13 protein-coding genes, 1 tRNA gene and 1 pseudogene are annotated in these 16733 nt (G+C 32.0%); 9 read left to right on the top strand and 6 right to left on the bottom strand.

Features of this window, described 5'->3' with window-relative positions:
* Positions 1-788: pseudogene (locus ACIQZC_RS03940) on the bottom strand (hypothetical protein); the annotation flags it as partial.
* Positions 789-976: 188 nt separating this feature from the next.
* On the opposite strand from ACIQZC_RS03940, the gene gltX reads away from it, so the two are divergent.
* Together gltX and ACIQZC_RS03930 are read left to right on the top strand one after the other, a co-directional pair.
* Complete coding sequence (gene gltX / locus ACIQZC_RS03935; RefSeq protein ID WP_396137939.1) at positions 977-2503, top strand: glutamate--tRNA ligase; 1527 nt, start codon at positions 977-979, stop codon at positions 2501-2503.
* Positions 2504-2584: 81 nt separating this feature from the next.
* The gene (locus tag ACIQZC_RS03930; protein ID WP_396137938.1) at positions 2585-3559 is read left to right on the top strand and encodes an SPFH domain-containing protein; all 975 of its coding nucleotides are present in this window, start codon (positions 2585-2587) and stop codon (positions 3557-3559) included.
* 95 nt (positions 3560-3654) lie between these two features.
* On the opposite strand, the gene ACIQZC_RS03925 is transcribed toward ACIQZC_RS03930, so the two are convergent.
* Entirely contained in the window at positions 3655-5337 is a 1683-nt protein-coding gene (locus tag ACIQZC_RS03925) for a glutamine--tRNA ligase/YqeY domain fusion protein (RefSeq protein ID WP_396137937.1), read from the bottom strand.
* 131 nt (positions 5338-5468) lie between these two features.
* Here ACIQZC_RS03925 and folB point away from each other — a divergent pair, with 131 nt between their 5' ends.
* Positions 5469-5828 (top strand): dihydroneopterin aldolase, encoded by a 360-nt coding sequence (gene folB, locus ACIQZC_RS03920; RefSeq protein ID WP_396137936.1) that lies wholly within the window; start codon positions 5469-5471, stop codon positions 5826-5828.
* Positions 5829-5910: 82 nt separating this feature from the next.
* A tRNA-Cys gene (locus ACIQZC_RS03915) sits at positions 5911-5981 on the top strand.
* A 136-nt stretch (positions 5982-6117) separates the two neighbouring features.
* Here ACIQZC_RS03915 and ACIQZC_RS03910 read toward each other — a convergent pair.
* From ACIQZC_RS03910 to rnr, 3 genes are all read right to left on the bottom strand, one after another.
* Entirely contained in the window at positions 6118-6795 is a 678-nt protein-coding gene (locus tag ACIQZC_RS03910) for a LysE family translocator (RefSeq protein ID WP_396137935.1), read from the bottom strand.
* Between the two features lie 93 nt (positions 6796-6888).
* Positions 6889-7557 (bottom strand): head GIN domain-containing protein, encoded by a 669-nt coding sequence (locus tag ACIQZC_RS03905; RefSeq protein ID WP_396137934.1) that lies wholly within the window; start codon positions 7555-7557, stop codon positions 6889-6891.
* Between the two features lie 19 nt (positions 7558-7576).
* Complete coding sequence (gene rnr, locus ACIQZC_RS03900; RefSeq protein ID WP_396137933.1) at positions 7577-9754, bottom strand: ribonuclease R; 2178 nt, start codon at positions 9752-9754, stop codon at positions 7577-7579.
* 702 nt (positions 9755-10456) lie between these two features.
* Between rnr and rpiB the strand changes: the two genes are divergently transcribed.
* The 3 genes from rpiB to ACIQZC_RS03885 are packed head-to-tail and all read left to right on the top strand — an operon-like array spanning position 10457 to position 13991.
* Positions 10457-10888: a ribose 5-phosphate isomerase B gene (gene rpiB / locus ACIQZC_RS03895; protein ID WP_396137932.1), complete on the top strand. Its 432-nt coding sequence runs from the start codon at positions 10457-10459 to the stop codon at positions 10886-10888.
* A 7-nt stretch (positions 10889-10895) separates the two neighbouring features.
* Positions 10896-11804: a cation diffusion facilitator family transporter gene (locus tag ACIQZC_RS03890; protein WP_396137931.1), complete on the top strand. Its 909-nt coding sequence runs from the start codon at positions 10896-10898 to the stop codon at positions 11802-11804.
* Between the two features lie 60 nt (positions 11805-11864).
* Positions 11865-13991 carry a Tex family protein gene (locus ACIQZC_RS03885; protein WP_396137930.1) on the top strand — a complete coding sequence of 709 codons (2127 nt, stop codon included), beginning with the start codon at positions 11865-11867 and terminating at the stop codon, positions 13989-13991.
* A gap of 72 nt (positions 13992-14063) precedes the next feature.
* Here ACIQZC_RS03885 and tatA read toward each other — a convergent pair whose 3' ends face one another.
* Complete coding sequence (tatA, locus tag ACIQZC_RS03880) at positions 14064-14243, bottom strand: twin-arginine translocase TatA/TatE family subunit (protein WP_396137929.1); 180 nt, start codon at positions 14241-14243, stop codon at positions 14064-14066.
* A gap of 150 nt (positions 14244-14393) precedes the next feature.
* On the opposite strand from tatA, the gene ACIQZC_RS03875 reads away from it, so the two are divergent.
* Together ACIQZC_RS03875 and ACIQZC_RS03870 are read left to right on the top strand one after the other, a co-directional pair.
* Positions 14394-15263 carry a murein hydrolase activator EnvC family protein gene (locus tag ACIQZC_RS03875; protein ID WP_396137928.1) on the top strand — a complete coding sequence of 290 codons (870 nt, stop codon included), beginning with the start codon at positions 14394-14396 and terminating at the stop codon, positions 15261-15263.
* 1 nt (position 15264) lies between these two features.
* The coding region (locus ACIQZC_RS03870; RefSeq protein WP_396137927.1) for a GH3 auxin-responsive promoter family protein at positions 15265-16733 on the top strand (1469 nt) is incomplete at its 3' end.

The raw sequence follows: 16733 nt of genomic DNA, 5'->3' as shown, positions 1-16733 counted from the left end.
GCTTGAAGCGAAAAAACAACATCCTTTGATAATTTTGAAAACGTATATTCAAAAAAACCCGGTTTGGTATTCTGTAGAAAATATTCTTCGGATCCTATTTGAATAACTACATTTTCTGGAATTACTGACCCTTTTGTTTTAACTTGTAAAATAAAATCGGTGTTTTGTTGACTCGTTAATGAAGTGTTCAAAACCACAAACTCAAAAGGTGCTGGTGGCGCATATTTTGTTTTGTAATTTACAACTCGAGAAAAACTGCTTGATATTACTGAAGAATTTCCGGTTACAAAAAACAAAATTAAAAGCAGTATAGGCACAATGGTATAGGGTAAAAACTTTTTATTTTTAGCAAAATTTATAGCGTTTGAAAACGGAATCGGTTGAAATGAGGCGGCTTTTTGTTCTATAGATGCTGCTAATAATTCGGAAGTTTGATTTTGGTCTATTAATTGTAAAAAATTCAACAACTTATCTTGAACTTCCGTAAAGTGATTACCAATGATGGCTGATGCCTGTTGATAGTTAATTCCTTGCTGTAATTTAAATAACTTGAACAACGGGAACACAATAAATCGAATCAACAAAAACAATTCAACCACAACAAACAGCCAAAATAAAATAGTTCTTCCAGAGGTTGGCAACCATAAAAAGTATTCAATCAATAAGGTAACAATGAAATACAACAAGCCTAATCCGATAAAAAGAATGATTCCTTTTATAAGTTCATTAGTATAAAACTTTTTGATAAATCTTTCGAGTTTATCGAAAATAATGTTTTTTGCCTCCAAATTTGTTGACTTGTTGTTTATAACCGATAAAATTACAATTTCTTACTTGATTAGTCAATAAGTTTATTACGAAACTTAACATTTAGGATTTGTTTCAGGTTTCATTTTTACTTCCATCATTCAACTTCCATCATCCATCAATCTCAAAATCAAAATTCAAATTGTATCTTTGCCTAAAATTTAATGAAATGTCTGTAAGAGTACGATTTGCGCCAAGCCCAACAGGGCCATTACATATAGGTGGAGTAAGAACCGCATTATTTAATTATTTGTTTGCCAAAAAACATGGAGGAACTTTTTATTTACGAATAGAAGACACCGACCAAACGCGTTTTGTTCCTGGAGCAGAATCTTATATTTTTGAAGCTTTAGAATGGTTAGGAATTGCGCCAGATGAAACCATAGGAAAGAATGAAAAATTTGGACCTTATCGTCAAAGCGAACGAAAAGGGATGTATAAACAATATGCAGACCAACTAATAAATTCGGGTTGGGCGTATTATGCGTTCGATACCGCTGAAAGCTTAGACGCTATGCGAAAAGAAGCAGAAGCAGCTGGAAAAACGTTTATTTATAATTGGGAAACTAGAAATAAACTAAATACATCATTGAGTCTAACTAAAGATGAAATAAAAAATAAAATAAATTCAGGGGAACCATATGTAATTCGTTTTAAAATGTTTGATGGTGAAAAAGGAGAAAGACGAATTTATGCTACTCAAGACTTAATTAGAGGGCATGTATCATTTAATCTTGAATTACTAGACGATAAAGTATTGTTTAAATCGGATGGAATGCCAACGTATCATTTAGCGAATATTATTGACGATCATTTAATGGAAACTTCGCACGTAATTCGTGGTGAAGAATGGTTGCCATCGATGCCATTACACGTTTTATTATACAAAGCATTTGGTTGGAAAGCACCAGAATTTGCACATTTACCTTTGATTTTAAAACCTATTGGTAACGGAAAATTAAGCAAACGAGATGGTGATAAAATGGGATTTCCTGTGTTTCCTTTAGAATGGAAAGATGCTTCCAGCATGACAAAATCGGATGGATACAGAGAAAACGGATTTTTCCCAGAAGCGGTAATCAACTTTTTAGCTTTATTGGGTTGGAATGACGGAACTGAACAAGAAATTTTCTCGTTAAATGAATTGGTAGAAAAATTTGATTTAAACCGAATTCATAAAGCAGGAGCGAAGTTTGATCCAGAAAAAAACAAATGGTTTAATCATCAGTATCTAATAGGGAAAAGTGATGAAAGCCTAGCAAAAGCTTTTGAAAAAGATGTTATTAATCGCATAGGAAAATGTGATTTCTCCTTTGTCGAAATGACAAAAATTGTTTCTTTAATTAAAGAAAGAGCTCATTTTGTAAATGAATTTTGGGATTTAGCCGATTATTTCTTTGTAGCTCCAACATCTTATGACGAAAAAGCAGCTAAAAATTGGAAAGAGGAAACACCGGTTTTAATGCAACAAGTGATTTCAGAAGTGAACAATATTGAAGATTTTACTTCGGTAAACATTGAAACCTTATTAAAAGAATGGATGACGACAAATGAAATAGGAATGGGAAAAGTAATGCAGCCGCTTCGATTGAGTTTAGTAGGCGCTTTAAAAGGCCCGCATTTGTTTGACATTATCGAAATGATTGGTAAAACAGAAACCATCAAACGAATAGAGAAAGCCATTCAAACCTTATAAATATAAAACCTCCAATTGGAGGTTTTTTTGTAACTTTTTACAAAACTCCACGTATAATCACTAAACTTAAAACATACAATTATGGAACTAGCCCTTATTCCTTTCCTTGGTATTGGATTGGTAATTTTTTTCTCTTCTTTTTTTACCGTAAAACAACAAACCGCAGTTGTTATTGAGCGATTTGGAAAATTTACAAGCATTAGGAGTTCTGGTTTACAATTAAAAATTCCAGTAATAGATAGAGTTGCCGGAAGAGTAAACCTTAGAATTCAACAATTAGACGTTATTATTGAAACAAAAACAAAAGACAACGTTTTTATTAAAATGAAAGTTTCGGTTCAGTTTAACGTAATTCAAAGCAAAGTGTATGAAGCATTTTACAAATTAGAATATCCACACGATCAAATTACGGCTTATGTATTTGATGTGGTTCGTGCCGAAGTTCCAAAATTAATTTTAGATGATGTATTTTTAAGAAAAGACGACATTGCTATTGCGGTAAAACGTGAATTAAACGAATCTATGACCACTTACGGATACGATATTATCAATACGTTAGTAACTGATATTGATCCTGATATTCAAGTAAAAAATGCAATGAATAGAATTAACGCAGCTGATAGAGAAAAAACAGCAGCGGAATTTGAATCGGAAGCACAACGCATTAGAATTGTAGCAAAAGCAAAAGCTGAAGCTGAAAGTAAAAAACTACAAGGTCAAGGTATCGCAGACCAACGAAGAGAAATTGCAAGAGGTTTAGTAGAAAGCGTAGAAGTGTTGAACAATGTTGGTATAAATTCGCAAGAAGCTTCGGCATTAATTGTGGTTACACAACATTATGATACTTTACAAGCTATTGGAGCCGATACTAATTCAAACTTAATTTTGTTACCAAACTCTCCACAAGCTGGAAGTGATATGTTAAATAATATGGTAGCGAGTTTTACAGCAAGTAATCAAATTGGGGAAACGATGAAAAATCAACCTAAACGCGCTAAGAAAAAAAATGATCACACATCAACGGATTATAATCCGAGTGATACTAGCGAAGCGTAATAATTGTTAGAATCTGACCCGAGCTTGCGAACTGACGAAGTAATCAAGTTCAGATTGACAAAACGAAACCACCAATTTTACAATTGGTGGTTTTTTTATTGTTCTGAAATTTTTGCCCAAGTATCTCTTAGTCCAACCGTTTTATTAAACACTAATTTTTCAGCGGTTGAATCTCTGTCTACGCAAAAATAACCTAAGCGTTGAAATTGAAAATGGTCTAGTTCTTTTGCAGTTTGTAAACTTGGCTCAACATATCCCGTAATCACTTTTAAAGAATTTGGATTTATAAATTCTTTAAAATCAACTTCTTTGTCTTTATCTGGGCTTTCATTAGTGAATAGTCTGTCATACACACGAACTTCTGCTTCTTTTGCGTGCGGAATAGAAATCCAATGAATGGTTCCTTTTACTTTTCTTTGACTAGCTTCTGTGCCGCTTCCAGATTTTGAATCTACGTCGTAAGTAGCGTGAATTTCGGTAATGTTTCCGTTTTCATCTTTTATAACTGATTCACCTTTAATTATATAAGCGTTTTTCAAACGTACTTCGGTTCCTAATGTTAATCGGAAAAATTTTTTGTGTGCTTCTTCCTGAAAATCTTCTCTTTCGATGTATAATTCTTTACAAAAAGGCACTTTTCTATAAGTCATTACTTCCTCTTCTGGGTTATTTTCAGCTTCCAGAAATTCTTCTTGACCTTCTGGATAATTCGTGATTACTAATTTTACAGGATCTAAAACCGCCATTACACGAGGTGCAATTTTGTTTAAATCTTCACGCACACAAAATTCTAAAAGTGAAACATCAATTAAATTATCGCGTTTTGCAATTCCAATTGTATTGGCAAAATTTACGATAGAATTAGGTGTATAACCACGTCTTCTCATCCCAGAAATGGTGCTCATACGAGGATCATCCCAGCTTGTAACATGTTTATCTTCAACTAATTGCAATAATTTACGTTTAGAAACAACCGTGTGTGATAAATTTCTACGCGCAAATTCTCTTTGTTTTGGACGTACTTTTGATGGGTCATAAATTTGATTCAAAAACCAATCGTATAATTCACGGTGTGGCAAGAATTCAAGCGTACAAAATGAATGAGAAATTTGCTCTAAATAATCGCTTTCACCATGCGCCCAATCGTACATTGGATAAATACACCAATCGTTTCCTGTGCGGTGATGATGCGCGTGCATGATGCGGTAAATAATTGGATCACGCATCAACATATTGTTCGCGCCCATAGAAATTTTTGCACGTAAAACATGAGTTCCTTTTTCAAATTCTCCTTTTTTCATTCGTGTAAATAAATCTAAATTCTCTTCGATAGAACGATTTCTAAATGGAGAATTAGTTCCAGGTTGCGTAGGAGTTCCTTTTTGTTGTGCCATTTCTTCCGAAGTTTGACTGTCAACGTAGGCTTTATCTTTTTTGATTAATTCTACTGCCCAATCATATAATTGTTGGAAATAATCTGAAGCATAACATTCCTTATCCCATTTAAAACCCAACCACTCTACATCACGCTTGATTGCGTCAACATATTCTTGCTCTTCTTTTGAAGGGTTTGTGTCGTCAAAACGTAAATTTACAGGAGCTTTATAATCGGAGCCTAAGCCAAAATTTAAACAAATAGCACTTGCATGACCCACGTGCAAATACCCATTTGGTTCTGGTGGAAAACGAAAACGCAATTTATCTTTTGATAAACCATTTTTTAAATCGTCTTCGATAATTTGCTCTATAAAATTCAATGATTTCTCTTCTTTTGACATTGTTTTTCTTTCTTTTATGCAAAGATAGAAAATGTTTCAGGTTTCAAGTTTAAAAGTATGAGGTTTTATGTAACTTTGGATAAACAAAAACGATTAAAACTAAAAAACCTCAACCTTGAAACTAAAATTTTATGGGAATAATTAAATTACAAAATATTAGAACCTTTTCATATCATGGGTGTTTAGTCGAAGAAGAAAAAATAGGGTCTGATTACAGAGTAGACTTAGAAGTAAAAACCGATTTGAGAAAATCTTCTCAAACCGATGAATTATCAGACACTATTGATTATGTTTTATTAAATAAAATTGTTGTGGAAGAAATGGCTATTCGTTCTAAATTATTAGAACATGTTGGAAACCGAATTATTACAAGATGTTTTACTGAAATTCCTTCGGTATCTAGAATTAAACTTGGTGTTTCAAAATTAAACCCACCTATTGGCGGTGATGTTGAAGCGGTAACAATTGAAATGGAAGAGTTTAGAAATTAGTTCTTATTAATTGATTTAAATTTTAAATTAATTCTTACATATTTTAAACTTTTTGTATACATTTGCAGTCCGTTTAAATAATGGCGTCGTGGCCGAGCGGCTAGGCACCGGTCTGCAAAACCGTCTACTCCGGTTCGAATCCGGACGATGCCTCTGAAACCTTCTAAGAAATTAGGAGGTTTTTTTATGGGATAATTTTTAGAAAAAATTAATTAAAGAATATTTCGAATCCGGACGTTGCCTCAAAAAAGTTGCTAGAAATAGCAACTCTTTTTTTTATAAAAATTAATTATCTTTTTTCTTCTATTTCGTTAACCACTTTCTCTTTAAAGCTAGGAAAAACTCCTTGCAGCAAAAAGAACACGCCAAATATGATTAATATAAAACTAATTACTCTTTTAATTTTATAAATATTTACAGGTGTTAGTCGATGTTTCAATTGTTTTGCTAAGATAATTTTTGCTACATCTATAACTAAGTAAAAAAACAAAGTGGCAGAAAAAAAAGTAAAAACTCGAAAAGGAATCATTTGTAATCTTGGTCCTTGAGTTATAATCACCATCATCCAAAAACCTAATATTCCAACATTAATAATATTTAAGAAAAACCCTTTAAAAAACAACCCTAAATAGTTGTTTTTAGGAATATCATCGATATCTCTTTCCTCGTCAATTACAAATTTTTTCCTTAATTGGATATAAGAAATTAGTCCATAAACCGACATAATTAATCCACCAACAATATATAAATTTGGATTGTCTTTAAATTGAGCTAAAATTTGATTGGAAGCAAAATAAGCAATTAAAATAAAAATAATATCACTAAAAATAATACCACAATCTAACGTAAAAGCCGCTTTAAATCCTTTGGTAATACTGGTTTCAAGTAAAATAAAAAAACCAGGACCAATAGAAATAGCGAGTAAAAAACCCCAAGGAATAGCAGCTAAAATGTCTTGTAAAATCAAGTGGTAAGTATTCAGTTATTAATATTCAGTGTTTTTAATAAAGTACGAATTTACAAAAAATTCTACCAACTAAAAACGGAAAACTTATTACTATTATTTTGCTTGTTCAATAGTTCCTCCAGCAATTTTCTTTTCGTTGATTTGTTTTGGTTTTCCATAAATAATGATTTCACCACCTGCTCTTGTTTTTGCCTCTATTAATTCAGTTGCGAACACATGGGCTATTCCACCAGCATTTACTGTTACAACAGTTTGTTCTGTTTTACAATCTTGACCATCATATTTTCCTCCCGAATTAGATAAAATATCTTGATTTTTTACTGTACCAATAACCGTTACAATACTTCCTTGCGAAACACGAACTTGTAATCTGTCTGCTTGTAAATTGGTAAGTTTAACTTCGGAACCTTCCTTGCAAATGATATCAAAATTAACCGAAGCAATTGCATCTTTTGAAGTAACTCGACTTCCTTCATTAGCTTCCACAGCGTTTAATTTTTTAAAATAAACTGTTACCGAAACAGCATCACCGCTTAACATTTTTGCAAATGGCATTCTGATTTTTAATTCACCATTTTTATTTACTAATTCTACTTCGTCTGAATTAGTGCCGTTTAAAATTACTTTATTTTCGGTTCCTGAAAGTAGTAAAACGTCAATTTTATCAAAACTGGTAACTTTGGTAAAATCACCAATAAATCTCTCGGTTTGTGCGAAAGTTATTGAACTAATTAATAATAAACTAAAAATTATATTTTTCATTTCTTTAATTTTAATAAAACTACTCTTTCTTTCTTAAATAGTGAAAATCCAATTGTTTCTTCACTAAATCTGCATTTTTAACTTTAACATAAATTTCGTCTCCTAATTGTAACATATTTTTAGAAATTTCACCTACTAAAGCATATTGTTTTTCATCAAAAGTGTAATAATCATCTCTAATTTCTCTAATTCTACACATACCTTCGCATTTATTTTCGATGATTTCCACATAAATTCCCCATTCGGTTACTCCAGAAATCACTCCTAAAAACTCTTCATCTTTATGATCTTGCATGTATTTTACTTGCATGTATTTCACAGAATCACGTTCTGCTTTTGCAGCTAAATTTTCTCTATCAGAAGAATGCATACATTTTTCTTCATATTCTTCTTCATTAACACTTTTTCCTCCATCTAAATAAAATTGTAGCAAACGGTGTGCCATCACGTCAGGATAACGACGAATTGGAGATGTAAAATGACTGTAAAAATCAAATGCTAATCCGTAATGACCAATATTTTCTGTAGAATAAGCAGCTTTACTCATACTTCGAATCGTAAGCGTATCCACTAAATTCTGTTCTTTTTTACCTTGAACTTCTTCTAATAAATTATTTAACGAACTCGAAATATCTTTTTTAGAGCGAAAATTTATAGAATATCCAAACTTTGCAATCACTGTTTGAAGATTAATTAATTTATCTTCATTTGGCTCGTCGTGAATTCTATAAATAAAGGTTTTCTTTTGTTTTCCAATGAATTCTGCTACTTTTCTATTCGCTAACAACATGAATTCTTCAATCAAATGATTTGAGTCTTTACTTTGTTTGAAGTACACACCAATAGGTTCTGCTTCTTCATTCAAATTGAATTTTACCTCTACTTTATCAAATGAAATCGCTCCAGCTGCTAATCTTTTTCTTCGGAGAATTTTAGCTAATTCATCCATTTTTAAAGTGGCTTCAACAATTGGTTTTGGAACACTATATTCTATTCCAGTTAATGAAATTTCAGCTGGAATTACGTCTGATCTAGTTTCTATGATACTCTGAGCTTCTTCATACGAAAAACGTTGATCAGAATAGGTTACTGTTCGTCCAAACCACGAATCAACAACTTCCGCTTTATTATTTAATTGAAAAACAGCAGAAAATGTATATTTTTCTTCATGAGGACGTAATGAACAAGCAAAATTTGATAATACTTCTGGTAACATTGGAACAACTCTATCTACTAAATACACCGAAGTTGCTCTATTAAACGCTTCATCATCTAAAATAGTTCCTTCTTGTAAATAATGCGAAACGTCGGCAATATGAACACCTATTTCATAATTTCCATTATCTAATACTTGAAATGACAACGCATCATCAAAATCTTTAGCATCTTTTGGATCAATGGTAAACGTTAAGATATTTCTCATATCTCTACGTTTTTTAATTTCTTCTTCAGTTATCGAAGTATCAATTTTATTTGCAAAAGCATCAACTTCAATTGGAAAATCATATGGTAATCCATATTCAGCTAAAATAGCATGAATCTCAGTATTGTGTTCGCCTGGTTTTCCTAACACTTTTATCACTGAACCAAAAGGTGAATCCGCTTTCTTAGGCCAATCTTCTAAAGTGACTAAAACAACATCTCCATGTTCTGCTTCGTTGATTTTATTTTTTGGAATAAAAATATCAGTATACATTTTAGCATTTGTAGTTGTAACAAAACCAAAATTTTTCTGAATATCTATAACACCTACAAATTCTGTTTTTTTTCTTTCTAAAATTTCTAAAACTTCTGCTTCTGGTTTACGTGAACTTCTTCTGTTATATATATAAGCCTTAACTTTATCACCATCTAATGCATGATTTAAATTTATAAACGGAACAAAAACATCGTCTTCTAATTCATCACAAACAAAATATCCATTTTTACGAGAAGTCATGTCAATAACACCTTCATAATATTCAGATTTGGAAATAATTTGATATTTGCCAATTTCTGTTTCATGTAATTTATCTTGTGATTTTAATATTTTTAAATCTCTAATAATTTCGTTTCTGCTTTTTGTATCTGATAGTTCTAAAACAGCAGCTATTTGTTTGTAATTAAAAGATTTAGAGGGTTCTCTTGATAATATTTTAAATATTTGTGCGGTAAAATCTTTTGGTTTATTTCCTAATTTTTTTTGTTTCTTACTCATTATATCTTTTCTAATTAGTGTTAAAGTTACGAATAAGATATTAGATTTATTAAATTAGATTTCATAATTAACCAAAAAATAACAAATTTGAAACTATTAAAGTTTTCAACATTTATTAAAAACAACAAAAAATATTTTTAATTAATTTTAAATTTATGATGATGATTATAGTGTGTTAATATGTGGTATAAGTTTTTTTAAAGCGATATATTTTTAAAGTTATTTAAAGTTATACAATTTAATAAACATTAATTTTATTAGCTAACAAACTGAAATTTAAGTATAAATGTATTTTTAAAACTATTTTACTAACAGCTGTTCATAATCCTTTTTAATAGTGTTTTGTAAATAACTTTTAGTACCAGATCATGTTAATAAACAGTAATTTTTTATTGATAATTTACCAATAAAAAACAAAAACTATTCTTGCTTTTTTAATTATGATTTTTGATTACAATTTTTTTTAATACAACCTTAAAAAACTTCTTATTTTCTATCCAAAGTTGTTAACAGTTAATGTTAATTTAACATTAACTGATTATCAACTAATTATAAAATTTAATTAACAATCCTTATTTTTCACTTAATTTTATATCATAATTCCTTGAATATAAAATAGTTAATTAAAAAAATCCTAAATAACAATAGGTTATAGTAAGAACTACTAGTAACTTTAGTAATTTTGTAAAAACAAACCACACTATGAAAATATCAATCGGTAATGACCACGCAGGTCCCGACTACAAAAAAGCAATCGTCGATTTTTTAGAAGAAAAAGGACATACTATATTTAACCACGGAACGGATACTTTTGATAGTGTAGATTATCCAGATTTTGGTCACGCTGTGGCGTATGATGTAGAAAGTAAAAAAGCAGATTTTGGTATTGTTATTTGTGGTTCTGGAAATGGAATAGCTATGACGGTTAATAAACATCAAGATATTCGTGCCGCTTTGTGTTGGACAAAAGAAATCGCCGCTTTAGCGCGTCTACATAATGATGCAAATATTATAAGTATTCCAGCTCGATACACTTCTATTCAACAAGCTATAGAAATGGTAGAAGCTTTTTTAACCACTTCTTTTGAAGGTGGAAGACACGCTAATCGTGTGCATAAAATAGCTTGTAAATAATCTTTCAATGAACCACAATCACGTTCACATAGAAAAACACGAAGTAAAAGCTAAAAATTTAGTGTATTCTATTTTATTGAATTTACTAATTACTATAGCTCAAGTTGTGGGCGGAATTGTTTCAGGTAGTTTAGCGTTAATTTCTGATGCTTTGCATAATTTTTCCGACGTTCTTTCTTTGGTTTTTAGTTTAATTGCTAATAAATTATCCAGACGAAAAGCTTCTATAGATCAAACTTTCGGATTAAAACGCGCCGAACTTATTGCTGCATTTATAAACGCCGCGACTTTAATTATTGTGGCTTTTATTTTAATTTATGGTGCTGTTGGACGTTTTATACATCCTCACGATATTAAATCAAACCTAGTAATTTGGTTGGCTGCACTTGGAATAGCTGTAAATGGTTTTTCGGTTATTTTATTAAAAAAAGACGCCAATCATAACTTAAATATGAAATCGGCCTACTTACATTTACTTACCGATATGATGGCTTCAATAGCGGTTTTAGTGGGCGGGATATTAATGAAATTTTTTGGATGGTTTTGGGTTGATAGTGTAATGACTATTTTAATTGCTATTTATTTAATTGTTGTGGGAATAGATTTATTACTTAAGTCCACAAAAATGCTAATGCTATTTACACCCGCACACATTGATATTAAAGAAATTGTTAGAGAAGTGCATAAAGTGTCTGGGGCCGGAAAGTTGCACCACATTCACGTATGGCATTTAAATGAAGAAGAAATACATTTAGAAGCGCATTTAGATTGCCCTGAAGATTTTACATTGACTCAATTTGATGAAGTTTTAAACCGAATTGAATTGGTATTGTTTGAAAAGTTTGGCATCAACCACACCACTATTCAACCCGAATTTAAAAAAGAAGACCCAAAAGATTTTATCGTTCAGGATTAATCAGTTGTACATTTACATAAATTCAGCCTATAAATTCACCCAATATTTTTTCTTTTCATAATGACCCACATTCAATTCATACAAAACCAAACCAATATTGCGCCTAAAAGCATTGAAGCGACTATAAAATTACTTTCAGAAGATTGCACTATTCCATTTATTTCGCGTTACCGAAAAGACCAAACTGGAAATTTAGACGAAGTACAAATCGAAGCTATTTTTAAATTAAACAAACAATTTGAGGAAATCGTCAAGCGAAAAGAAAGCATCTTAAAATCGATTGAAGAGCAAAATGCGCTTTCACCTGAATTGAAATCTAAAATTGAAAATAGTTTTGATTTGCAAGAATTGGAAGATTTGTATTTACCTTATAAAAAGAAGAAAAAAACCAAAGCCGATGTAGCTCGTGAAAACGGATTAGAGCCTTTAGCAAAAATTATCATGAGTCAAAAAAATGATGATCTTGAGTTTTTAGCGTCTAAATATTTGAATGCGAATGTAAAAAATGAAGACGAAGCGTTACAAGGTGCGCGAGATATTATTGCCGAATGGATTAACGAAAATATCTTTATTCGTAAAAATTTACGTCGATTATTTCAACGGAAAGCGGTAATTACCACAAAAGTAGTTAAGACGAAAAAAGAGGAGGAAGCCGCTCAAAAATTCTCGCAATATTTTGATTGGGAAGAACCAATTTCAAAAGCACCTTCCCACCGATTATTAGCAATGTTGCGCGCTGAAGCCGAAGGTTTTGTAAAATTAAATGTTACCATCGAAAAAGAAGAAGCGCTAGATTTTATCGAAGAAAACATCATCAAAAATAAAAATTCGGATGCAACAGAACATTTAGAATTAGCGATTAAAGACAGTTACAAACGTTTATTAGTATCTGCTATTTCAAACGAAACGTTGCAAGAAGCCAAAGCGAAAGCCGATAGTAAAGCCATTGATGTTTTTGCAGAAAATTTACGTCAGTTATTATTAGCGCCGCCTTTAGGTGAAAAAAGAATTTTAGCCATCGACCCAGGCTATAAAAGTGGCTGTAAATTAGTTTGTTTGGATGAAAAAGGCGATTTGTTAAATAACGAAACCATTTATCCGCACGCGCCTCAAAATGATACCGCTATGGCGATGAAAAAAATCCGTTCGATGGTAAATGCGTATAATATTGAAGCGATTTCAATTGGAAACGGAACCGCTTCGCGTGAAACCGAATTTTTCATCAAAAAAATCGCCTTTGACAAGCCAGTTCAAGTTTTTGTAGTTTCTGAGGCCGGCGCTTCTGTTTATTCTGCAAGTAAAATAGCACGAGAGGAGTTTTCAAATTACGATGTAACCGTTCGTGGTTCGGTTTCTATCGGGCGACGATTAAGCGACCCTTTGGCTGAATTGGTAAAAATTGATCCGAAATCCATCGGAGTAGGACAATATCAACACGATGTAGACCAAACCAAATTACAATCAGCATTAGATAGCACGGTAATGAGTTGCGTAAATTCTGTTGGAATTAACATTAATACCGCTAGTAAATCGTTATTGAGTTATGTTTCAGGCATTGGAGAAAAAATGGCAGAAAATATTGTTGCCTATCGTTCCGAAAACGGTCCGTTTGAAGACAGAAAACAAATGAAAAAAGTGCCTCGTTTAGGTGAAAAAGCGTATCAACAAGCTGCGGCATTTATCAGAATTAAAGACGGAAAAAACCCGTTAGATAATTCGGCGGTGCATCCAGAAGCATATGCAATTGTAGAAAAAATGGCAAAAGATTTAGGGGTAAAAACAAATGAACTAATAGCGAATAAAGAAAAAATCACCCAAATTTCTCCTGAAAATTATATTACTTCAGAAATTGGAATTTTAACCTTAAAAGACATTTTAAAAGAGTTAGAAAAACCAGGATTAGACCCAAGAAAAACGGCTAAAATTTTTGAATTTGATCCAAATGTTCGCAGCATAAAAGATTTAAAAACAGGCATGATTTTACCGGGAATTGTAAACAACATCACTGCTTTTGGCTGTTTTGTTGATGTAGGAATTAAAGAAAGTGGCTTGGTTCATATTTCCCAGTTAAAAGAAGGCTATGTTTCCGATGTTAATGAAGTGGTAAAAATGCACCAACACGTTCAGGTTAAAGTGGTTGAGGTGGACGAAGCGAGAAAGCGTATTCAGTTGACGATGGTATTATAATAAATCAAAAACAAAAAATTCCAAATCCCATGTTTTTAAATTTGGAATTTTATTCTTGGAATTTAAAAAAATTTACTCTTTAGTTTCCTCTTCTTTTTTAGAATTAGCAGGTTGGTCATCTTTAGCAGCGTTTTTAAATTCTTTTATGCCGCTACCTAACCCTTTCATTAATTCTGGAATTTTTTTACCCCCAAAAAGTAATAAAACAATAGCCAAAATGACTAATATTTCTGTAAGACCTATTTTTCCCATGATATGTAAAATTTATAACTTTTATTCGTTTAATACCTTACAAAGATAATAAGAAATTAACAAACCATTATTTTTTAACGAATTATTATAGCTATTAAAGTAAGAACACGTTGTATTTACTATATTTGTGTTACTAATTTGTTTCAAAAAATGCTCAATAAAAGACTTAAACGACAACTACTTCTTAATAAATTATACAATAAAAGAAGGTTAGTTATTCTTAACGAAGATACTTTTGAGGAAACTTTTTCATTAAAATTAAATTTAATGAATGTTTTTGTAGGAGGATCTGTAGGGGCTATTTTAATTATTTTTTTTACCACTTTTATTATCGCCTTTACTCCGCTTCGAGAGTATATTCCTGGATATGCTTCTTCTAAGTTAAAGCAACAAGCGCTAGAAATGGCAATTAAATCAGATTCGTTAGAAAAATCTGTAAAAATCAATAACACTTATATTGCTTCAATAAAAAAAGTGTTAACAGGTGATTTAGAGTATGCAAAACTGAACAAAGATTCTATTAAAGCTTTAGATTTAGAGCTCTTAGATGAATCTGAAGTGGATCCAACAGAAAAGGAAAAAGAGTTAAGACAACAAGTAATTAAAGAAGATAAATTCAATGTGTTTGATTCTGCAACGCCTAAAGTTGGTTTTGTGTTGTTTCCTCCCGCACGAGGATCGGTTATTGAAAAATATAATCCAAAAAACAAACATTTAGCAGTAACACTCGCTTTAACAAACAACACTCCTATAAAATCAATAGGCGCCGGAACTATTATCTTTTCAGATTGGACGCCCAACTCTGGTTATGTAGTGATTATTCGCCATAAAGACGATATTTTGTCGGTGTATAAAAACGCGGCATCGGTTACAAAATCACAAGGAAATATTGTGAAATCGGGCGAGGTAATAGCCTTAGCAGGAACTTCAACATCACAAAAAACAAACGCCACTTTACGGTTTGAATTATGGAAAGATGGCTTTCCAATTGACCCAACCCAATTTATCAATTTCAATTAGCATGTCGTTAAAAGCTTTAGCAGCAAAAATTTTAGCAAAAAGAATTTACGCTAAAACACAAAAATGGGCCAATAATCCAATTGAAACCCAACAAAAAGTATTTCAAGAATTAATCAAAGAAGCGACTCAAACAAAATTTGGAAAAGAGCATAACTTTGGCGCCATAAAAAACCATTCCGATTTTACTATAAACGTTCCTGTTCGCGACTATGAAGGCTTAAAATCCTATGTTGATTTAGTGGTAAAAGGGGAAGAAAACATCCTTTGGAAAGGAAAACCTTTGTATTTTGCTAAAACCTCAGGAACAACTTCGGGCGCAAAATATATTCCGCTTACTTCGGCATCCATGCCTTTTCATATTCAAGCCGCTAGAAACGCAATTTTAAGTTACATTCACGAAACCGGTAAGGCTGATTTTGTTTCCGGAAAAATGATATTTCTGCAAGGAAGTCCTGTTTTGGAAGAAAAAAACGGAATTAAATTAGGGCGATTGTCGGGCATTGTAGCGCATTTTATTCCGAAGTACTTACAAAAAAATAGAATGCCAAGTTGGGAAACCAATTGTATTGAAGATTGGGAAACTAAAGTGGATGCCATTGTAGATGAAACGATTAAGGAAGACATGACGGTGATTTCGGGTATTCCGAGTTGGGTGCAAATGTATTTTGAAAAATTGGTCACAAAAGCGAATAAGCCTGTGGGCGAAATCTTTAAAAATTTTAATTTATTCATTTATGGCGGTGTTAATTTTGAACCGTATCGGGCTAAATTTGAAAATCTAATTGGCAGAAAAGTAGATTCGATTGAGTTGTTTCCGGCTTCCGAAGGGTTTTTTGCATATCAAGATTCGCAGAAGGAAAAAGGCATGTTGTTGTTGTTGAATTCCGGTATTTTTTACGAATTCATAAAAGCTGATGAATTTTTCACCGAAAACCCAAAACGATACACCATTGGAGAGGTGGAATTAAATGTAAATTACGTTTTAATCATTTCTACTAATGCCGGACTTTGGGCATACAATATTGGCGATACGATTCAGTTTACGAGTTTAAAACCGTATCGAGTAATTGTTTCGGGAAGAATCAAACATTATATTTCTGCCTTTGGTGAACATGTTATCGGAAAAGAAGTCGAATCTGCTCTTAAAGAAGCGATGGAAGGAACCGATGTTCGAGTAAATGAGTTTACGGTGGCACCACAAATTAATCCAAAAGAAGGTTTACCTTATCACGAATGGTTCATTGAATTCGATTGTGAAGTGTCGGAAGAACCCAATAATTTAGAAGAATTTGCGTTACAAATTGATGCTGCCATGCGCAAACAAAATGTTTATTATGACGATTTGATTGTTGGCAACGTGTTGCGAACGCTGGTTATTACCAAAGTTCCAAAAAATGGTTTTCAAGAATACATGAAATCTAAAGGCAAACTTGGCGGACAAAATAAATTACCGAGATTGAGTAACGATAG

The sequence above is a fragment of the Flavobacterium sp. genome (assembly GCF_044338735.1).
Taxonomy (GTDB): Bacteria; Bacteroidota; Bacteroidia; order Flavobacteriales; family Flavobacteriaceae; genus Flavobacterium.
This window is presented reverse-complemented; position numbering and strand designations above follow the sequence as displayed.

Bases quoted from the DNA above. Each gene is read 5' to 3' on its own strand.
- rnr (WP_396137933.1), bottom strand. From the start codon at position 9,754: ATGAGTAAGAAACAAAAAAAATTAGGAAATAAACCAAAAGATTTTACC.
- ACIQZC_RS03925 (WP_396137937.1), bottom strand. From the start codon at position 5,337: ATGTCAAAAGAAGAGAAATCATTGAATTTTATAGAGCAAATTATCGAA.
- rpiB (WP_396137932.1), top strand. From the start codon at position 10,457: ATGAAAATATCAATCGGTAATGACCACGCAGGTCCCGACTACAAAAAA.
- ACIQZC_RS03875 (WP_396137928.1), top strand. From the start codon at position 14,394: ATGCTCAATAAAAGACTTAAACGACAACTACTTCTTAATAAATTATAC.
- gltX (WP_396137939.1), top strand. From the start codon at position 977: ATGTCTGTAAGAGTACGATTTGCGCCAAGCCCAACAGGGCCATTACAT.
- ACIQZC_RS03905 (WP_396137934.1), bottom strand. From the start codon at position 7,557: ATGAAAAATATAATTTTTAGTTTATTATTAATTAGTTCAATAACTTTC.
- tatA (WP_396137929.1), bottom strand. From the start codon at position 14,243: ATGGGAAAAATAGGTCTTACAGAAATATTAGTCATTTTGGCTATTGTT.
- ACIQZC_RS03930 (WP_396137938.1), top strand. From the start codon at position 2,585: ATGGAACTAGCCCTTATTCCTTTCCTTGGTATTGGATTGGTAATTTTT.
- ACIQZC_RS03890 (WP_396137931.1), top strand. From the start codon at position 10,896: ATGAACCACAATCACGTTCACATAGAAAAACACGAAGTAAAAGCTAAA.
- ACIQZC_RS03885 (WP_396137930.1), top strand. From the start codon at position 11,865: ATGACCCACATTCAATTCATACAAAACCAAACCAATATTGCGCCTAAA.
- folB (WP_396137936.1), top strand. From the start codon at position 5,469: ATGGGAATAATTAAATTACAAAATATTAGAACCTTTTCATATCATGGG.